The sequence below is a fragment of the Neobacillus soli NBRC 102451 genome (assembly GCF_001591665.1).
Lineage (GTDB): Bacteria > Bacillota > Bacilli > Bacillales > Cytobacillaceae > Neobacillus > Neobacillus soli.
Window position 1 is genome coordinate 165,358 of sequence record NZ_BCVI01000006.1, and the last position, 20,100, is coordinate 185,457.

Below are 20,100 nucleotides of genomic sequence, written 5' to 3' on the forward strand. Positions count from 1 at the left end.
GCTATGATGTCGATATCATAGCCCCTATGCTCTTAGGTGTACAGGAAATCATGATTTTATTCCAGACCTTCAATGACTAGGTCTTTCGCGGGCAGGAAATCCTCGCCTGTTACTAAGTAGTGAACGCTTACTTTATCTCCTTCCTTCAGATAAATGGCCATTGGGGCTTTTTCGGAAGAAATAATATAGCTTTGGCGGTTGTCCAATAGAAAGGATACAACAGTAGAATCTCCGGACTTTTCCTTATAAACTCTTAGGACCGTTCCCGTTATTAATTTTTCTTCGGCTTTTGAACTGCCATCGACAGTGCCTTTGCCCCGTTGCAAGGCCGTTTTATATTGTCTTAGGGCTTCATTTGGGGTTGCTCCATATACTGAAATTTCCGGATTGGCAGCAGATACAATGAAGTAATTTTGCAGAAAGCCGTTAGAATCCATGACAGGGGTTAACCAGCTTGCTTCTCCGTAAAAGTTATAAAGAATCGCCATCTGCCCATGCCATTTCTTTTCAATGAATTTCTTTTCAATAATCTGCAAGGCACCCTGTGAATCCATGTAGGATTGCTCGGGGTTTCCAGTATAAAAGGTTGCTTTTCCGGTTCTCGAGTTGGTCAATGAGTAACCGAGCATCGAGTCCACGCCTTCCTTAGGACTGGTGAAATCAGTGAAATAATACATTTCGCCTTTTTCATCAAAAATCGGACTTACATTTGCTTCTGTTCCTTCATCTGAAGGGAGTCTAACGTCAGATTTTCCGAATTTACTATTCCAAAATCCATGGACAAAGTTCCCGAAGTAGCTGTTTTGCAAACTAACGGCTTCAGGCGATACGGCCCCATCAATATAATTGGGGACATCAGCTAAAGGATATTCCTTCGTTGCACCACTCTTAGAATCTACGATCACAATCCCTTTAGCCATAAAACCATTCCGTGCCGAAATAAACTCACCGTAGGAACGGATGTAAAAGGGATTTCCATTCTCATCCACCTCTAACTGAACATCACCATAGAATATTTTCTTTGGATAGTGCATCCGAATATGGCGCTCAATATTTTTATTAAAAAAAGAGGAAGGGGTATAAACCATTTCCGCCTTGATGAATTTCGGATTTGCAGAAGAATCGGTTGCACTTAATGAAAAGAAGCCCGGTGTCTGACTGCCTTTCCACCATTTGAAAAACCCTGAGAATTCCACTGGTGCAATATAAACATATTCCCCGTTTACCTTTTGAATTTGCAGATTTCCAAGCTCGTAATAGCTTGTGTTTGGGACTTGACCAAATGCCTTTTTCATCTTGTTGCGTGCAAACTGTGGTGGAACACTTGCCGGTGTTTCTTTCTCATCAAAAGTCTTAATTTCCACTTTTTCATCCATTTTTGTGATTTCATATTTTTCATTCGCATTGAATAGAAAGGCAGTAAGAAAATAACCTCCCAGGAAGAGACTTGCAATTAATAGAAGGATTTTAATTTTCCTTTCCCTGCCAGTCGCAAGGACGGTTCCTCCTCCGGTAAGAAGGATGGCTAACGGCCATAAAGAAGATAGATTTCTGTCAAAATTACCAAAATAGTAGAATGCAAAGACAGTCGGCATGAGAATAACGGCTACCGCAATAATGACTCCCATTTTTAGATTTTTTCCCTCTTTTTTAGTTAACTCCTCGTTTTTATAAATAGGGACTAGAAGAAGTGCAGAGGCTACTCCAATAATCAGCGTAAATAGAAAAATATTCCCCATAAATGATCCCCTTTTCAACAGTGATTTTCCTTTTGTTCTGTAGGTATACGGATAGCCTGGCAGAAAGGTTTCATTTTAAAAGGGCATTTGGCTTATGGTCCAATCTAGTAGAAAAAAAGGTGAAAACGAAAAACAGTGCCTGACACCTTGTTGATGGGTGTCAGGCACTGTTTATTTCTTTAGTTATTCATAAGAACGTTCTAGTTCGTCAATCAGTGAACCGACATAGGAGACTGCATTAAGGATTGGCTCTGGTTTTGACATATCTACACCAGCATGTTTTAACAGTTCAAGTGGCTTCATCGTTCCACCTGCACGAAGGACGTCAAGCCATCTATCAACGGCTGGTTGGCCTTCTTCCTGAATCATTTGCGCAACAGCTGTGGAGGCTGTTAATCCAGCGGAATAGGTGTATGGATATAAGCCCATATAATAGTGAGGCTGACGCATCCAAGTAAGACATGCACCTTCATCGATTTCAACCGTGTCTCCCCAGAATTCGGAGAGAACCGCGCCAGTTACTTCAGTTAAGGTCTTGGCAGTGAGAGCTTTTCCATCCTCTGCTAGAGAATATACTCTGCGCTGATATTCAGCCTCAAGCAAGTGTGTGACAAAATTATGATAGTAAGTTCCCAGCAGCTGTAAAACTACCCAGCGGCGCATTTGCTTATCTTCATGCTTAGCAAGTAAATGCTGGCCTAATAACATTTCATTCATCGTCGAAGGGGCTTCGATAAAATACATCGATGGGCGGACATTCATGACCCGCTGATTTTTATTCGCTAAATAAAAATGTCCTGCGTGGCCAAATTCATGGGCCAAGGTGAAGGCACCGCGCATATTATCCTGCCAGGTGATAAGAATGTATGGGTGTGAACCATAGGGGCTGGAACAGAAAGCGCCCGTTGATTTCCCAACATTATCTGCTAGGTCAACCCATCTTTCCTTAAAACCTTTTTCAATGATTTCACAGTACTCAGGTCCCATTATTTTTAAAGAATCCAAGATTACTTGGCTAGCTTCATCGTAAGTTGTTGACGGATTGAAATCAGGATCCAAAGGTGCCTTCAAATCACAGAAAAGCATCCGATCAAGGCCTAAGGCCTTTTTCTTTAATTGGGCAAAGCGGCGCATATGTGGAGCCAATTCTTTAAAAATGGTGTCAATTTGATTGTTGTACATTTCTAATGTCACCTGTTGTGGTTCCAAAAGCATTTGTGTGACGGACTCATAGTTGCGTAAGCGTGCAAAGGTAATTTGCTTTTTCACCTCTGTGGCATACGTTGCCGCCACTGTATTTTTATATTGCTTAAGGGTGGAAACGAAAGACTGATACGCTTTTCTGCGCACATCTGTATCGGGTGAAAACTCGTAGCGGTTCTCAAATAAGGCAAACGAAACAGGCAATTCGTTTCCTTTCGCATCATGAATTGGATCGAATTCCATATCTGCTAATTTGGCCATTTGATAAATTTGATAGGGTGCTCCTTGTAACTCGCCCAGTGCAGCAAGTGCCTCTTCTGTTTCAGGTGACAGCTTATGTTTTTTCGTTTCAAGCAGTTCAATTAGAGTTTTTCGGAATGCGCCAAGCTTAGGTTCTTCCTGTAAATACCTTTCAATGGTTCCTTCTTCAAGGGCAAGGATTTCAGAATCAATGAACGATAAAGCAGCGATGCCCTTTGTTCTTAGGCTTGAGAATTTGGCTGAATTGGCTTGGTTAACTGGATCTGTTCCATCAGCCGATTGTTTTAAGCTGGCAAACGTCCCGGCCTTAATAATTCTCATCAACAACTGTTCTTGTGCGCTTAAGCAATCTAATAAAGCCGTCGAACCACTATGTAATGTATCTTTAAACCGATGAAACTGCGCTATTTCTTTTTCAATTACCTTTAATTCAGCTTTCCAAGCTTCTTCAGACACAAATAAATTATCCAGATTCCATGTCTGCTCCTTAGGGACCTCCGAGCGGGCAAGCCGTTTTTCAACTGTTTTTTCCATCCAAACTCCTCCTCAAAATCTTTCGTTCTACTAAATTTTATCATATAATTTAAATATGTTATACTTTTCTGATAAAGGGGGAGAGATGATTGGAAGAGATTTTAGTGAAAGCAATTCAAGATGAGTATCCTGATGATTTTGCCTGGTGTTATGGCTGCGGGCGATTGAATGAAGAGGGCCATCATTTTCGAACCGGCTGGCAAGGGAAGCAAACGGTGACAATTTATACACCTGAACAAGCACATCTTGCATTACCAGGTTTTGTCTATGGCGGGCTTGTTGCTTCGTTAATTGACTGCCACGGGACAGGTTCTGCAGCATTGACGCTGCACCGAAAAAATGGCCATGAACCTGGTGATGGGGCAGAGCCGCCTCGGTTTGTTACCGCTTCTTTAAATGTGAATTTTCTCAAGCCTACTCCACATGGTGTACCTTTAAAGGCGATTGGAACTGTTCATGAGATTCACCCGAAAAAATTTAAGGTAGAGACTGAAGTCTATGCCAATGATGTTCTTTGTGCTCGAGGAGAAGTCGTTGCTGTCGTCATGCCTAGTTCTTTTTTTAAATAAAGAGTAATTTAGTAGAAAAAATCCACTTTACTTTAGAAAGTGGATTTTTTTCATGTATGATTGGTATATTTTTTGTAATTAAACTGAAATATCCCATTTTGAAACAAAAACCAACCTTGAGCCGTCTAAATAGATATGAATGGTTGTAGCGGGAGGGAACGCATGGGGAAGATGCAAAAAACATTTATTACCTTAATTATTGTTTTCGCATTAGGATCTAGTATGATTATTTGCTCATTCGGATCTGTTTTATTTCAGGAAGGGAACCCACTTCCCATAATTAATTCTGCCTTGAAGCTTCAGTTTTCTGATTCTGAATATGTACAATTCTCACAAACAGAAAAACGCAGCAGGTATTTATCGATAAATACCGGGGATCGCCGATATGATGTGGTTAAGGGATTTATGAAATCACAAGGTTGGATCTATGAAGAACAAATGGGGTCAGGTTTAATTTTTAGTAAAGACGGTAAAGAGGCAATTGTCGAGACAAGGCAATACACAAGCCATTTCATCATTTGGGATGTTCAGCAAGCATTATTAAAAAGTGTAGAAGATACATAGATAAAGGCACTAGGAAATCAACATGGGAAAAAAATAAATAAAAAAAGCCCCTAATTAAATAGATTAGGGGTAAAATTCATGTTGTCTCTCTTTCCTCGGTTTGCTTAAAATAAGTGTCAACCAGCTCTTCTAACTGCCGGTGTTCCTTTTCACAAACAGCACTGCCTTTAAGAGTTGAGAGAGTACTTTCAATTAGAAATTTACGCGGCATACTTGTATGCAATAATTCATCTTGGATAAATTCTAACAGTTCTATATATTTCTCTTGTTCTCCTTCATCATGTATATTCTTCGTTATCGCTTTTCTCAACGTTACAGAATGATGAAGAAGTTGGTTTTTAAAACCAAAATCGTTTTTCTGACAGCCAGGCAGCCATTTTTCCAAAAGCTCAGGTTCATGCAGTTGCTCACCAGATCCTGATACCTCGTTAACCATTTTGACCAAACGCCCCACGCTATAACGGATGACTTGGTTAATTTTTTCACTGGATTTATTGGCCATTCGATTATATTGAAGATTATGCTGCAGGAGCCCTTGAAACATGATTGCGCAATCCAGCAGGTATGGTTTCTTATCCTCACCGAAGATATCGATGAACCGGCCGTAATACCAGCGAAGCGAACCTAAACGAGTGCGTTGGACGTATTGTTTAAGGTCGACATCATTTGTAGACATGACTTCTTCATATAAAATAATCAACTTATTTTTTCTATTTGAAATCATTTGCATTTCTAATTGTTTCATGAATATCTCGATATTTGCTGGATCTTGCCCAAGTAGTAAATCATTACGGTCCTTTTCAAGCTTTTTATAAATTGTTTTATAAATAGCGATTAATAACTCACTTTTTGACGAAAAGTAATTATAAAATGTTCCCTTTGAAATACCGCTATAATCCAAAATATCCTGAATGGACGTTGCTTGAAAACCTTTTTCGATAAATAATTGATGAGCCATCTTGATTACATTTTGTTTCCGGTTGTACATATAATCACCTTTAATTCAAATTGTACTACCTGTATAAAAATATACTACCTTATTTCAAGCCTCATGACAAACCTATAAATTTGGCAGATTTTTAGATTGCAAAAATTGAACTGACAGTATATTATTATGTAAGTGTGAAACAGGGGTATAAAAAAATGAACCAATATTATAGGGGGAAATTAAATGGATCAAACCATAAAAAAGACCAATCGTCCACCGTACGGAATTATTGCCGTCCTAATGGTTGGAGCTTTTATTGCATTTTTAAATAATACTTTACTAAATATCGCACTGCCGTCAATTATGAAGGACTTAAATATTGAAGCATCCACTGTTCAATGGCTGACGACAGGATTTATGTTAGTAAACGGAATTCTGATTCCGATTTCGGCATTTTTAATACAAAAGTTTTCAGTTAAACAACTATTTTTAGCTGCTATGATTTTATTTACAATTGGTACTGTCTTAGCAGGCTTTGCTCATGCCTTTCCACTTTTGTTAACAGGTCGGATGACTCAGGCTTCGGGTTCAGCGATTATGATGCCGTTGTTAATGAATGTTATGTTAACAAGCTTTCCGGTAGAGAAACGTGGCATGGCGATGGGGGTTTTCGGTTTAGTACTCATGTTTGCTCCAGCGATTGGACCAACTTTATCTGGCTGGATTATTGAACATTATGACTGGAGAATGCTCTTCCATTTCGTCACACCAATTGCAATTGCCGTCATTTTGCTAGGCTTTTTCTTACTTAAAGATAAAAAGGATAAAGTTGATATCCGTCTTGATTTCCTATCTGTGATTTTATCAAGTATAGGTTTCGGCGGAATACTATATGGATTTAGTACAGCTGGTAAGGAAGGCTGGGATAGTCCGCAAGTATATGGAACACTTGCTGTTGGGGTCATTTCATTGTTAACATTTATACTTCGTCAATTTAAACAAGAACGGCCAATGCTAAACTTTAGGATTTATAAATACCCAATGTTTGCTTTATCATCGGCTATTTCGATGGTTGTTACAATGGCGATGTTTTCAGGGATGCTTCTCCTGCCGATTTATGTTCAAACGATTCGCGGGATTTCACCAATGGATGCGGGCTTAATGCTGTTGCCAGGTGCAATATTAATGGCCATCATGATGCCGATTACCGGAAAACTATTTGATAAATTCGGTGGAAGGGCGTTAGCCATCATTGGCTTAACGATTACAGTGGTAACAAGTTATTTATTCAGTAGACTAACACTTGAAACCACCTACACCCACTTAATTATTTTATACTCTTTGCGGATGTTTGGTATGTCAATGGTCAACATGCCGGTTACGACTAACGGTTTAAACCAATTACCAGCGCGCTTTTATCCCCACGGTACGGCGATGAACAATACGATGTCGCAGGTATCCGGCGCCATTGGTACGGCCTTGTTGGTAACGGTGATGACAACTCGTGCGAAAACACATGCGGCGGAGATCGTTGCAGCCGCAAAGCAGCATATTACTAATCCGCCACCAGTGTTAACTGAAGCCATGCAATTGAAAATGCAACAAGAAATTCAAATGAAGGCGATGTTAGAAGGTATCAATGATGCTTTCTATGTGAGTGTCTTTATCGCGGGACTTGCTTTGGTTCTTGCTTTATTTATTAAACGGGCAAAACAAGCAGAAGATCCAGGCGAAGCCAAACCAGCCTCAGAAAAAAAGATGAAAGCTAAATTAGCTGAAAATTAATGATCAATCTAGGGGCGACTATTATGGTCGTCCCTATTTTTTTTGGAGACTAAGATTTGCTTTTTTTGAAAAAATACTCAATATTATAATGAGGAAACTATTATAGGAGGATTATTACCATGATACAGGAGAAGGATTCCAGCAATCGGTTTGAAGATGCGTATATTGAACGCTGTGATAAAGAAACAGAAAATATGATTAGGAATGAATCATCTTTATTTTTAACACAACCGCTTGACTATTTAAAGAAACAGAAGAATGAATTTATCTATTTGGAGTCACATTGGTTTGAGGGGATTCGTGTGGAGGCAGTATCGGTTGAGGCAGATGATGTATTCGGTACCTATGACGTGATGTTAGGTTTAAAGCTGCAGAAGAAATATGAGAAATCCATTAAGGAATTTTTAAATGCGAACTTAAACGGTGATGAAGCGAAATTCGATTTAATGTTTAGTCATGACGACGGTTTGTGGAATTTGAATTTTGCATTGAATTATACGGAAGGGTTTCAGGAGGACATAACGATAGGTGAAGCCTTCCAATTAATTTATCATTTTCTATTTAAACTTGTTGAAGCGGTCGAAGAAAACAAACATCAAACCAGTAATTAAACTGGTTTGATTTAGAGAAAAAACAGGGAGAGGTGAGGGTTTGAGAGTTATATCGTTATGCCCAAGCAATACGGAAGTCATGGAATACCTGGGTCTGACACATCTATTGGTGGGCGTCGATGATTTTTCTGATTGGCCTGCATCCATAAACAGTCTGCCAAAGCTAGGACCGGATTTATCTATCAATATGGACCTTGTGGAACAATTACGTCCGGACATGGTGTTGGCTTCATTAAGTGTACCGGGAATGGAAAAAAACGTTTTGGCATTAAAGGAACGGGGAATTCCTCATATCGTTTTGAATCCCCAATCTCTAAATGATATTGAGCATGACTTAATATCTACTGCCAATCTACTTGGGCAGCCAGCACGGGGAGTGGAAGTTGCTGAGCAATTTCGTTCCAGGCTTGAGAATGTGAAACAAAGAGGTGCAAATAGTTATAATCGACCAACATTGTACTGGGAGTGGTGGCCAAAGCCGATTTTTACACCGGGAAAAATTAATTGGCTGACTGAAATCTCCGAAGCAGCTGGAGCCCTCAACGTTTTTCAGGATGTGGAATTAGCAAGTGTTCAAACGGACTGGGAGGATGTGCTAATCCGAAAACCTGATTTTATTTGCCTCGCATGGGTCGGAGTAAGAAAAGAAAAAGTTCAGAAAAGCATTGTTAAGAAACGCCCCGGCTTTGAAAAGCTAAATTACGGAAGCGATGACCAGATTCTCATATTAGAGGAAGAACTTTATTGCCGGCCATCCCCAAGACTACTTGATGGATTAGAAAAATTAGTTGATTTGATTCATTGATACTAAGCCTCTTCTTGAAAGTTAGCAATGTAAACTAACAATTTAAACTATTCTTCCCTTTTAAAAGCAGTGCTATCACTGCTTTTTGCATGTCATCTGGCTAATTTGACAATAATACGGACGAGGGTATATTATTATTCGTATCATTAGATATGAAAACAATCAAAAGCCAATAAAGGAGACTTTTTTCATATGGAATACAATAATCAAATTAAAAATAGAGTGAAACGAATGGAAGGCCAGTTGCGGGGGATTTTGAAAATGATGGAAGACAATAAAGATTGTCGAGAGGTAATTACACAATTGTCCGCTGTTCGATCCGCTGTGGACAGGACAATGGGTGTAATCGTGAGTTCGAATTTAGTTGAATGTGTTCTCGAAGCTGATAAAGACGGAGAAAAAACAAATGAATTAATAAAAGAAGCTGTTAACCTGCTCGTGAAGAGTAGATAAATAAAAAATTAACAAGGTTGACATACTTTTATTTGTTTAGTAATATACCCGTAGGGGTAAATTTTTTAGAAAAATAAATACCTATACGGGTATATGTGAAAATACAAATACCTCTAGGAGGAAAATAGATGACAGAAACTAAAAAAACAACAATCGTATTATTTAGCGGCGATTATGATAAAGCAATGGCGGCATACATTATTGCTAATGGGGCAGCTGCCTATGATCACGAGGTAACCATTTTTCATACCTTTTGGGGATTAAATGCCTTACGAAAAGATGATAATATCTCAACTAAAAAAGGGTTCTTAGAAAAAATGTTTGGTAAAATGATGCCCAGAGGCGCAGATAAAATGGGAATTTCAAAAATGAACTATGCCGGAATTGGCCCAAAATTAATTAAAAATGTGATCAAGAAGCACAATGCAATGACCCTTCCACAATTAATAGCATTGGCTCAGGAACAAGATATTAAACTAGTGGCATGTACAATGACAATGGATCTTTTAGGGCTTCAGCAAGAAGAGTTGTTGGATAACATTGAATACGCAGGGGTTGCCGCATATTTAGCGGATGCCGAAGATGGAAATGTTAACTTATTTATTTAATAGTTTAATAGGAACCTTTTTTTATAAATATAAATATACCCCACCGGGTAAATTAAGGAGGAATAATGATGACAACAATAAAAACTAATTTAGTATTGGATGCGAAGGGTTTGGCTTGTCCAATGCCGATTGTGAAGACTAAAAAAGCAATGAATGGTTTAGAAGCAGGTCAAGTCATAGAAGTCCAAGCAACAGATAAAGGTTCAAAAGCAGATATGAAAGCTTGGGCCGGGAGTACTGGGCATCAATATTTAGGCACTATTGAAGAAGGCGATGTGTTAAAGCATTACTTAAGAAAATTATCAAATGAGGAAGCTTCTGAAAGAAAACACCAGAATTTGAGTACAAATGAAGAGCTTGATCAGCGATTAGCTTCGAATGAAAACATTGTGGTTCTTGATGTTAGAGAGGAAGCGGAATATCTATTCCATCACATTCCCCAAGCCATTTCAATTCCATTAGGTGAATTGGAAAAGCGTTTAAATGAATTAAACAAAGAAGATGAGATTTTTGTGGTATGCCGTACCGGCAATCGCAGCGATTTTGCCGCACAAAAGTTAGCGGAAAATGGTTTTACGAAAGTCATTAATGTAGTTCCAGGCATGTGCGAATGGACAGGCAAAAGCAATCGATTAAACAACTAATCAATTATTTTTTTGAAATATTATATACCGCAGGGGGTAAATTAAAGATGTCTATTAAGGCTATGACTTCAAAAGAGGTAACGAAAAAGGTTTTTAATAAGGAAGCATTATTCATTTTAGATGTTCGTAACAAAAGTGCCTTTCTAGATTGGAAAATTGAAGGGGAAAAGTTTGCGTATCTTAATATCCCTTACTTTGATTTACTTGATGGAGTCGATGAAATTTTAAATAAAATTCCTACTGATATGGATGTATTAGTAGTATGTGCAAAAGAGGGATCCTCTGTCATGGTAGCCGAAATGCTTTCTGATGAAGGTTTAAATGTCTCTTATTTGCAAGGTGGGATGAAAGCGTGGAGTGAACATTTAGAACCTGTTAAGGTGGGAAATTTAAAAGATGGGGGCGAAATTTATCAGTTTGTACGGATTGGTAAAGGATGCCTATCCTACATGATTGTATCAAATGGTGAAGCAGCAATTATTGATGCGACAAGGATGACTGATATTTACCTCGATTTCGCTGACATCATTGGTGCAAAAATTACTCATGTATTTGATACACATTTGCATGCCGATCACATTTCTGGGGGACGTGATATCGCCGAAAAAACCGAGGCGGTCTATTGGCTTCCACCAAAGGATGCCTTTGAAGTAACATTCCCGTACCAGCCTTTGGAAGCAGGGAATGATATAATAATAGGAAATGCTCCAATAAACATTCATGCACTGTATTCACCAGGGCACACGATTGGATCAACTTCTTTTGTGGTCGATAGAAAATTCCTTCTTTCAGGAGATATCCTATTCATTGATTCGATTGGTCGTCCAGATCTTGCAGGCCTAGCAGGGGATTGGGTTGGTGATTTAAGAGATAGTCTTTACAAGCGTTACAGAGAATTATCAGCAGAACTGATTGTTCTGCCAGCTCACTTTATGATGATTGATGAATTAAACGCGGATGGCAGTGTGTCAGAACGATTAGGTACTCTTTTTGCAAAGAATCATGGATTAAATATTGAGGACGAACATGAGTTCAAAAAATTGGTTACCGAAAACCTGCCCCCACAGCCAAATGCCTATCAAGAAATTCGTGAAACAAATATGGGAAAAATGAATCCGGATGTTGAAAAACAGCGTGAAATGGAAAGTGGCCCTAATCGATGTGCCGTTCGATAAATAAGTGGGAGCCGTAATGGGCTCCTTTTTTAATAGGGGTGGAAATGATGGATATTGCTTTTATAGTTACTATTTTCATAATTGGTTTTATCGGCTCCTTTATTTCAGGGATGTTAGGAATCGGTGGTGCCATAATTAATTTCCCAATGCTGCTCTTAATTCCATCTGCTCTTGGTGTTGCGCATTTTACAGCGCATGAAGTATCGGGTATTACCGCAATACAGGTCTTCTTTGCAACACTTAGCGGTGTCTGGGCCTATCGAAAAGGCGGGTTTTTAAATAAAAAGTTAATAGGCTACATGGGTGTAAGTATTTTAATTGGAAGCTTTGTGGGTGGATTTGGTTCCACACATTTGCCGGAAAGCGGAATTAATATCGTTTATGGAATTCTAGCGTTAATAGCTGTTGTCATGATGTTTGTTCCTAATAGAGGAATTGATGGTATTTCTTTAGAACAGGTGAAATTTAATAAGTGGATTGCTGCAGCCCTAGCCTTAATTGTGGGTGTTGGAGCAGGAATTGTTGGAGCAGGGGGGGCATTTTTATTAGTCCCGATCATGCTTGTTGTCTTAAAGATACCGACAAGGATGACGATTGCTTCTTCGTTAGCAATCACTTTCATTTCATCGATTGGTACCACTGTAGGTAAGCTCTCAACAGGACAGGTGGAATTGTTACCTTCCCTTATCATGGTTGCTGCCAGCCTTATTGCTTCACCTTTAGGAGTGAAAATCGGGAAAAAATTAAATACAAAGGTATTGCAAGTGGTATTAGGAATCCTTATCTTTTCAACAGCAGTGAAGATTTGGATGGATATTTTATAATGTGGAATATGATAGAAAAGCACCTCAAAAAGCTTAATTGGCTAATTTGAGGTGCTATTTCTTTATATTCATTTCTTTAATTAAAAACAGATGAATAGGTTTGTTTAAAGATCCATTGATAAAACCCATTTCCCTCTGCTTTGGTTAAAATGCGGACCCGGTTGATGTATGATCGTTTACCCAATCCAGGGATGTTTCCGATACATCTGTCCAGTTAGGAATCTGATCCTTATGCTGTTCGACCCAGCTCATACAGAACTGCGGGTCAATATTATAATCAAGACATTGGGCAAGAAACGACTGAATCGTTTCATCATTACAATTTTGCCACGATCCACACGTTTCGCTCCAAACATTTTCCATTTTCGTTTGAATAGATAACTCTTCGATAAAATCACTGAAATGGCCTTCGTTAGGCATTGAGTTTCCTCCCTGACATGAATTTCACACTTATCAGTATCCCCAAATAAAAAATAAATTAATGATCCTTCACTTTATATCTTTTTAAAACAAGTCTACTATTTTCGTAACAGGGTATTGGGTGAAAGGAGATGTAAAGGGGATCTATGAACAATAAAAAAACAGCATTGGTATGGGGGAAAGTGGTCTTGTTGGTAGTGAATTAGTAAAAATCCGTATTCAATAAAAACAATATGAGAAGATTCGATTGCTAGTCCGAAGACCAGCACTAATATTAGTATGTTCCGATCCAATAGAAAAGTGTACTTCGGTACGCTTTTTATAATGAGAATTCTAAAGTTTCGTCAAATTAATTAGTTTTGTCGAAAACTTTTTTAGCTAATATTTGATTGTTTTTACTAGAATTGAATCCTTTATCATATAGAATCGTTGATTTTAATAGAAATTTAAAAAGGTAGATTCATAAAATCACTATTTTTCCTAAATAGAAACGAAAGATAAATTTCGAGTTTTTTTTACAAAATCTTCTCGTTATTTATGATAAATTGTAGGAGAATTCAGAAAAATATACAGGTGTGACATCTGGATACATTCCTACGGTCGAATTGATTCTGTCCACTTGAATATTACTGGAAACAACTTTTTACATATTGGTTAATCAAATGTTTATATCATTTTACAAATTGTAAGGTGCAATACCTTTTTACAGTCTGTAAAATGGAAGTAAGATGCAGAATTTTCTGCAAAATACATAGATAGGCCAAAGGAGTTGGTTCGTTTAAGAAATTCTTAATTAGAATTCTTTTTTATTTAAGCGCTTTCATTAATGTTTTTACTAGAGAAAAATGAACTTGTCACGTTTACCATTCATATAAAAAGGAGGGTTTCTCTTTGACGAATGAAAAAATCCAGCGTATTTCCTTATCCAATCTTGAACAGAACTTTCTTGAGGTGGAGCCGGGTCTGACAACTAGGGAAGCTGTTGAAGAATCCAATCGATGCCTCTATTGCTATGATGCCCCATGTATAAAGGCCTGTCCAACAGGAATTGATATACCAACCTTTATTAAAAAAATTGCCTCAGGAAACTTACTTGGATCTGCAAAAACGATTATGTCCTCGAATCCAGTTGGAGCGAGCTGCGCAAGGGTTTGTCCGACTGAAGAGCTTTGCGAAGGAGCTTGCGTCCTTAATCATTCTACTAAACCAATTATGATTGGCAATCTACAGCGGTATGCCACCGATTGGGCTATAAAAAATGAACAGACCCTATTTCAGCCAGGTGAATCAAATGGTAAAACAGTTGCGGTTATTGGCGGCGGTCCTGCCGGATTAGCAGCAGCACGGGAACTGGCAAGACTGGGCTATGATGTTACTATTTTTGAAGCTGCGGAGAAAGCAGGCGGCCTAAATACTTATGGGATTGTATCGTTCCGCCTTCCGCAAAAGATTTCATACTGGGAAGTGGAACAGGTTGAAAAATTGAATGTAAAAATTAGAACAAGTACAGTAGTCGGAAAGGATATTTCAGTCGAACAAATTACTGAGAATTTCGATAATATCATCTTAGCTGTTGGTATGGCTCATGTTCCAAATCTTGGTGTGGAGGGTGAAAACTTAGACGGGGTTTATGATGCGATTGAATTTGTCAAAGCAACTAAAAGTGGCAAGTTATCGAATGACTTGGTTGGCAAGCGGGTGGTCGTTATCGGCGCGGGGAATACCGCAATTGACGGCGCGACATGTTCAGTTCGCTTAGGTGCCGAAAACGTCAAGATTTTATATCGGAGAACGGAAGAAGAAATGACGGCTTATGACTTCGAATATGAATTTGCCAAACAAGATGGCGTGGAATTCCGCTGGTTAACAGCCCCGAAAAGGATTATTGGCGATGAAAGAGGTAGAGTAACGGGTATTGAGTGCATCAAAATGAAGCTAGGCGAGCCCGAAAAGGATGGACGGCGCTGGCCAGTTGCTATTGAAGGTTCCGAACATGTAATTCCGGTTGATGCTATTGTAAAAGCAATTGGACAAACAAGACATCTCGAGCTAATTGAGTCGTTTGGTCTCAATCATGCCGGCGGGGTCGTGAAAGTTGATCAAGGAACACTTCAAACTTCCAATCCGAAAATATTCGCCTGTGGGGATGTAGTTTTCGGCAAGGGGTTAGGTGACGCCATGGTCGTAACCGCGGCCCAGCAAGGAAAAGACGTGGCATATGCCATTCATAAGCAATATTCCGTAGTAGGAACAGCAAATTAACTTCTTATTTGAAAACAAAGGGGAGAAAAATAGATGGCTGATTTACGTATTAATCTTGCAGGGATCAAGTCTCCTAATCCGTTCTGGCTGGCATCAGCACCTCCTACCAACTCTGGCTATCAGGTTCAGAGAGCTTTTGAAGCAGGCTGGGGAGGGGCAGTCTGGAAAACACTGGGCGATCCTATTTTGAATGTATCATCAAGGTTTGCTGCCGTTAGTTTTAACGGACAAAGGGTCGCGGGATTCAACAATATTGAGTTAATTACCGACCGGCCATTAGATGTCAATTTAAAAGAAATTTATGAAACGAAAAAACGATTTCCTAACCACGCCATCATTGCATCATTAATGGTTGAGCCAAATCAGGAGAAGTGGCATGAAATTGTTAAGCGGGTTGAGGATGTTGGTGTTGATGGACTTGAGTTAAACTTTGGCTGCCCACATGGTATGGCGGAGCGCGGAATGGGGGCCGCTTCAGGACAGGTCCCATCCCTTGTCGAACGTCAGACCTTTTGGGTGAAGGAAGTAGCCAAAACACCTGTCATTGTTAAACTTACGCCGAACATCACCGATATTACCGCAACTGCTGAAGCGGCTTGTAATGGCGGTGCGGATGCTATCAGTATGATTAACACAATCAATAGTCTAATGGGCGTGGATCTAGATTCATGGAATACTATCCCGCATGTAGCCGGAAAAGGAGCGCATGGCGGTTATTGCGGTCCAGCTGTGAAGCCGATTGCCTTAAATATGGTCGCGGAATGTGCAAGACATCCGCATATTAATGTGCCAATCTCGGGGATTGGCGGTATTTCCAATTGGCAGGATGCGGTCGAATTTATGCTAATGGGTGCGACGGGTGTTCAAGTATGCACTGCCGCAATGCACCATGGTTTCCGCATTGTTGAGGATATGATTGAAGGTCTTAGTAATTACCTAGATAGTAAAGGGATTGCCTCTGTATCGGAAATCATCGGCAAATCCGTCCCAAGATACTCTGACTGGGGTAACTTGGATCTAAACTATAATATCGTCGCAAAAATCAATACCGATGTATGTATCAATTGCAATAAATGCCATATTGCCTGTGAAGATACCTCGCACCAATGTATAGATATGCTGACGGATGTGAATGGAAATGACTACCTTAAGGTTCGCGAAGAGGACTGTGTAGGCTGTAATTTATGCTCGATTGTCTGTCCTGTTGATGGAGCGATTGACATGGTCGAAGCAGCAAGGGAGCTTGCTCCATTGACCTGGAATGAGCGCCAATCAGCCTTAAGTGTCGCTGTGGAATGTAAGGCGGACGTAACTAAATAGTAAAAGAAGATTGGGAGGGAAAATCATGAAGAAAATTATCAAAAATGGCACGATTGTCACGGCGGCGGATACGTATCAAGCAGAAATATTAGTTGAAGATGGCAAAATTACGCAAATTGGTTCAAATCTTTCAGCCGTTGGGGCGGAAATAATTGATGCAAAAGGCTGTTTTGTTTTTCCAGGTGGGATTGACCCGCATACCCATCTAGATATGCCTTTCGGGGGAACGGTTACGAAGGATGATTTTGAATCTGGAACGATTGCTGCCGCATTTGGCGGAACGACAAGCGTGATTGATTTTTGCCTAACTAATAAGGGCGAGCCGCTAAAAAATGCGATTCAAACCTGGCATGACAAATCCAAGGAAAAGGCCGTCATCGATTATGGCTTCCACCTGATGATTTCGGAAATTAACGAGAATGTCCTAAACGAACTGCCACAAGTCATAAATGAGGAGGGAATTACCTCGTTTAAGGTATTTATGGCTTACAAAAACGTCTTTCAAGCAGATGATGAAACATTATTTCGCACACTAGTTTCTGCAAAGGAACATGGTGCGTTGGTCATGGTCCATGCGGAAAATGGAGATGTCATTGATTATTTAACGAAGAAGGCCCTTGAAGAAGGGAAGACGGAACCAATTTACCACGCGTTAACTAGACCGCCTGAATTAGAGGGGGAAGCGACAGGCCGTGCAGCAAAGCTTACGGGTCTAGCAAACTCTCAACTTTATGTTGTGCATGTATCATGTGCCGATGCGGTGGAAAAGATTGCCGAGGCACGCAGTAAGGGCTTTGATGTCTGGGGCGAAACGTGTCCGCAATATTTAGTCCTTGATCAAAGTTACTTAGAAAAGCCTAATTTTGAAGGGGCCAAATATGTTTGGTCGCCGCCATTAAGAGAAAAATGGAACCAGGATGTTCTCTGGAATGCTTTGAAGAGCGGCCAGCTGCAAACGATTGGCTCCGATCAATGCTCGTTTGATTTTAAAGGACAGAAGGATTTAGGGCGAGATGATTTCACAAAGATTCCGAATGGAGGTCCGATAATCGAGGATCGTTTATCGCTTTTATTCTCTGAAGGGGTGAAAAAAGGACGGATTAGTTTAAACCAGTTTGTTGATATTACCTCAACACGGATTGCCAAGCTTTTCGGTTTATTTCCGAAAAAAGGGACTATTGCGATTGGCGCTGACGCGGACCTTGTTATTTTTGATCCGAATATTGAACGGGTGCTATCGGCGGATACCCACCATATGGCAGTTGACTACAATGCTTTTGAGGGAATGAAGGTCACAGGGGAGCCTGTTTCTGTATTAGTGCGCGGGGAATTTGTTGTCCGTGACAAACAGTTTGTAGGCAAGCCAGGTTCCGGCCAATATTTGAAACGAGCCAAATATAGTATGAATACGCTAGTAAACCAAAGTGAAACGTTAACAATGTAGCCAGAAATGGTCGCGGCTTTAATTGAACTACTCCCGCAATTGCTTGCCTGGCAGGCAATTGCCCTTTTGAATTTTTAAGTTTGTGTCGGTTGTTTGAATTTTGGTGCCTTAAATTCTGAAAAAGTAAACCGAAAAAATGAGGAGTGTTCATATGAAAAAAAGCCATTTAAAATCAGCCGATTTATTGCCTATCCTGCATAAGGACAGAAAAGTCACTAAATTAGGTTTTTCTTTTATGTGGGTGGGAATGTGCGTTGTACTTGCAGCCTTTGCCATTGGGGGGGCAGGGGTTATGTCCTTATCATTACCTATGGTTATTCTAGCCACTGTCATTGGAAGCCTTGCCATCGGGTTTTTCATTTCCTTAATTGCTGACATTGGAATTGAACACGGTTTGTCCTTTCCTGTTTATATGAGAGCCCCCTTTGGGACGATAGGCACCCATATTCCATCGGTCACCCGTGGGATAACGGCATCAATGTGGTTTGGTATTAATACCTATTTCGGGGCGACAGCGATGAACGGTATCTTAAATATTTTATTTAGCTTTGATAATTGGTTTGTTTGCTTCCTCATTTTTGCCATCGTTCAATTGATTAATACCGCTTTAGGCATTAAATCAATCGAACGATTTGCTGATATGGCTGCTCCTATCATTATCTTAATTTCGTTATGGATGTATTCGTCATTATCAGACCAAGCTGCTGCAGCTGGGAGAGATATATGGAGCTGGGCGGAATCCCCTGTTACCGGTGTTGCAGCTTTTAGCGCATTTTTAGTTGTCATTTTCAGTAATATGGGCTTTTGGGCGACATTGAGCGCTGATATTCCTACAATATCCCGATTTATCAAGGCACCTGCAAACGAAAAGAACTGGTTTAAACGAAATAAGAGTTCATTAATTGGCAACATGATTGCGATGCCATTAACGCAAACATTCATGATTATTATCGGTGCTGTGGCCTATATTGCTGTATTAAACTACGACCCTGTTGTAGCGCTTCAAAAGTCTGCAGGCGGTTTTTTCCTAGCGATTTTACTGCTGATGATCGTATTAGCCCAATGGTCAACGAATACGGCAGCAAATGTTGTTCCGGCAGCAACTATTTTCTCAAACGTGGGCGGTCCAAAGTTCCCGTTTTGGGCGGGAGTAATCACGGCAGGAATTGTCGGAACTATTGTCCAGCCATGGACATTATTTGATGTTATCATTCCGATTCTTCTCTTTGTTGGCGGAATATTATCTGCGATTGTCGGTATCCTGTTTGCCGATTACTATTTGATTCGGAAAAGACGTGTAAATGTTCCTGATTTATACGAAAATCATGGTCAGTTTAAATACATGGGAGGCATAAATTTAGCTGGTTTTATTGCATGGATAGTAGGAGGAGGAGCTTCCTTTTTCGTTCCAAATTATGGGTTTTTGGTTGGTTTCTTTGCTGGAGCAGGACTCTATTATGTTCTTGCTAAATACTGGTGGTTCAAAAAGTACCCGCAGGCGGAAATCGAGGATCCTAGTGATGAGAAGTATTTAGGGATTTCGGTTGGGCGTGATTGGGTGATTGATGAAAACGCATTTGAAACAGCTATAGTAGAAATCCCAAATAATGTAGATTTATATTAAAGCAAAGACAAAGGTTTTAGGGAATTTGAAAAGACTTAAGGGGGTATTTGATGTCGGATTATCAACAATTTCTCAATGAAAGAGACAAAATCGATTTTCTTATTCAAAAAGGATGTCGGATTAGCGGTGTGAGAGAACATTTAAATGGTGCCTCTGTTGATTTTTTACATCCAAATGGAAATGTTACAGAAACACTTCTTATCGGAACCGCAAACGCAAGGAAATATTTTTCTAGTCTCTTAATTAATCAAAATCAAGTGGAGTAGTATTACTTACCAAGAAAAGGATTGGTTTTGAGGAACCAATCCTTTTCTACCAATTAGAATG

The 20,100-nt window shown here is 39.7% G+C and carries 19 protein-coding genes; 15 read left to right on the plus strand and 4 right to left on the minus strand.

All coding sequences use genetic code 11. From position 1 onward, the window contains the following. Window positions 1–56 precede the first annotated feature (56 nt). On the minus strand, window positions 57–1,739 hold the full coding sequence (locus tag BSO02S_RS03305; RefSeq protein ID WP_066062385.1) for a hypothetical protein: 1,683 nt from the start codon (window positions 1,737–1,739) through the stop codon (window positions 57–59). Window positions 1,740–1,922: 183 nt separating this feature from the next. Continuing rightward, complete coding sequence (pepF, locus tag BSO02S_RS03310; RefSeq protein ID WP_066062388.1) at window positions 1,923–3,737, minus strand: oligoendopeptidase F; 1,815 nt, start codon at window positions 3,735–3,737, stop codon at window positions 1,923–1,925. Window positions 3,738–3,826: 89 nt separating this feature from the next. On the opposite strand from pepF, the gene BSO02S_RS03315 reads away from it, so the two are divergent. Together BSO02S_RS03315 and BSO02S_RS03320 are read left to right on the plus strand one after the other, a co-directional pair. Next, window positions 3,827–4,306: a PaaI family thioesterase gene (locus BSO02S_RS03315; protein ID WP_066062390.1), complete on the plus strand. Its 480-nt coding sequence runs from the start codon at window positions 3,827–3,829 to the stop codon at window positions 4,304–4,306. 162 nt (window positions 4,307–4,468) lie between these two features. Further along, entirely contained in the window at window positions 4,469–4,870 is a 402-nt protein-coding gene (locus tag BSO02S_RS03320) for a hypothetical protein (protein ID WP_235846852.1), read from the plus strand. Between the two features lie 76 nt (window positions 4,871–4,946). On the opposite strand, the gene BSO02S_RS03325 is transcribed toward BSO02S_RS03320, so the two are convergent. Further along, complete coding sequence (locus BSO02S_RS03325; RefSeq protein WP_066062394.1) at window positions 4,947–5,858, minus strand: TetR/AcrR family transcriptional regulator; 912 nt, start codon at window positions 5,856–5,858, stop codon at window positions 4,947–4,949. A 183-nt stretch (window positions 5,859–6,041) separates the two neighbouring features. On the opposite strand from BSO02S_RS03325, the gene BSO02S_RS03330 reads away from it, so the two are divergent. From BSO02S_RS03330 to BSO02S_RS03365, 8 genes are all read left to right on the plus strand, one after another. Then, complete coding sequence (locus tag BSO02S_RS03330; RefSeq protein ID WP_066062397.1) at window positions 6,042–7,583, plus strand: DHA2 family efflux MFS transporter permease subunit; 1,542 nt, start codon at window positions 6,042–6,044, stop codon at window positions 7,581–7,583. A 119-nt stretch (window positions 7,584–7,702) separates the two neighbouring features. Continuing rightward, a complete protein-coding gene (locus BSO02S_RS03335; RefSeq protein WP_066062400.1) occupies window positions 7,703–8,194 on the plus strand; it encodes a branched-chain amino acid aminotransferase in 492 nt (163 codons plus the stop codon). 40 nt (window positions 8,195–8,234) lie between these two features. After that, window positions 8,235–8,999 (plus strand): cobalamin-binding protein, encoded by a 765-nt coding sequence (locus BSO02S_RS03340; RefSeq protein WP_066062403.1) that lies wholly within the window; start codon window positions 8,235–8,237, stop codon window positions 8,997–8,999. Window positions 9,000–9,191: 192 nt separating this feature from the next. Further along, the gene (locus BSO02S_RS03345; protein ID WP_066062406.1) at window positions 9,192–9,452 is read left to right on the plus strand and encodes a metal-sensitive transcriptional regulator; all 261 of its coding nucleotides are present in this window, start codon (window positions 9,192–9,194) and stop codon (window positions 9,450–9,452) included. A gap of 128 nt (window positions 9,453–9,580) precedes the next feature. Beyond that, window positions 9,581–10,060: a DsrE/DsrF/DrsH-like family protein gene (locus BSO02S_RS03350; RefSeq protein WP_066062409.1), complete on the plus strand. Its 480-nt coding sequence runs from the start codon at window positions 9,581–9,583 to the stop codon at window positions 10,058–10,060. A 68-nt stretch (window positions 10,061–10,128) separates the two neighbouring features. Next, window positions 10,129–10,704 carry a sulfurtransferase TusA family protein gene (locus tag BSO02S_RS03355; protein WP_066062412.1) on the plus strand — a complete coding sequence of 192 codons (576 nt, stop codon included), beginning with the start codon at window positions 10,129–10,131 and terminating at the stop codon, window positions 10,702–10,704. Between the two features lie 47 nt (window positions 10,705–10,751). Further along, the gene (locus tag BSO02S_RS03360) at window positions 10,752–11,879 is read left to right on the plus strand and encodes an MBL fold metallo-hydrolase (protein WP_066062415.1); all 1,128 of its coding nucleotides are present in this window, start codon (window positions 10,752–10,754) and stop codon (window positions 11,877–11,879) included. Window positions 11,880–11,926: 47 nt separating this feature from the next. Continuing rightward, complete coding sequence (locus BSO02S_RS03365; protein ID WP_066062417.1) at window positions 11,927–12,703, plus strand: sulfite exporter TauE/SafE family protein; 777 nt, start codon at window positions 11,927–11,929, stop codon at window positions 12,701–12,703. 144 nt (window positions 12,704–12,847) lie between these two features. On the opposite strand, the gene BSO02S_RS03370 is transcribed toward BSO02S_RS03365, so the two are convergent. Then, complete coding sequence (locus BSO02S_RS03370; protein WP_066062420.1) at window positions 12,848–13,123, minus strand: hypothetical protein; 276 nt, start codon at window positions 13,121–13,123, stop codon at window positions 12,848–12,850. Window positions 13,124–14,014: 891 nt separating this feature from the next. On the opposite strand from BSO02S_RS03370, the gene BSO02S_RS03375 reads away from it, so the two are divergent. The 5 genes from BSO02S_RS03375 (at window position 14,015) to BSO02S_RS03395 (ending at window position 20,039) form a co-directional block, all read left to right on the plus strand. Beyond that, window positions 14,015–15,385, plus strand: a complete 1,371-nt coding sequence (locus BSO02S_RS03375; RefSeq protein ID WP_084374871.1) for an NAD(P)-dependent oxidoreductase — start codon at window positions 14,015–14,017, stop codon at window positions 15,383–15,385. A gap of 33 nt (window positions 15,386–15,418) precedes the next feature. After that, window positions 15,419–16,705, plus strand: a complete 1,287-nt coding sequence (preA, locus tag BSO02S_RS03380; protein WP_066062424.1) for an NAD-dependent dihydropyrimidine dehydrogenase subunit PreA — start codon at window positions 15,419–15,421, stop codon at window positions 16,703–16,705. Between the two features lie 25 nt (window positions 16,706–16,730). Next, a complete protein-coding gene (gene hydA, locus BSO02S_RS03385; protein ID WP_066062427.1) occupies window positions 16,731–18,149 on the plus strand; it encodes a dihydropyrimidinase in 1,419 nt (472 codons plus the stop codon). 151 nt (window positions 18,150–18,300) lie between these two features. Next, window positions 18,301–19,773 carry an NCS1 family transporter gene (locus BSO02S_RS03390; RefSeq protein ID WP_066062431.1) on the plus strand — a complete coding sequence of 491 codons (1,473 nt, stop codon included), beginning with the start codon at window positions 18,301–18,303 and terminating at the stop codon, window positions 19,771–19,773. Window positions 19,774–19,823: 50 nt separating this feature from the next. Next, window positions 19,824–20,039, plus strand: coding sequence for a hypothetical protein (locus BSO02S_RS03395; protein WP_066062437.1), 216 nt, complete (start codon window positions 19,824–19,826; stop codon window positions 20,037–20,039). Window positions 20,040–20,100 lie beyond the last annotated feature (61 nt).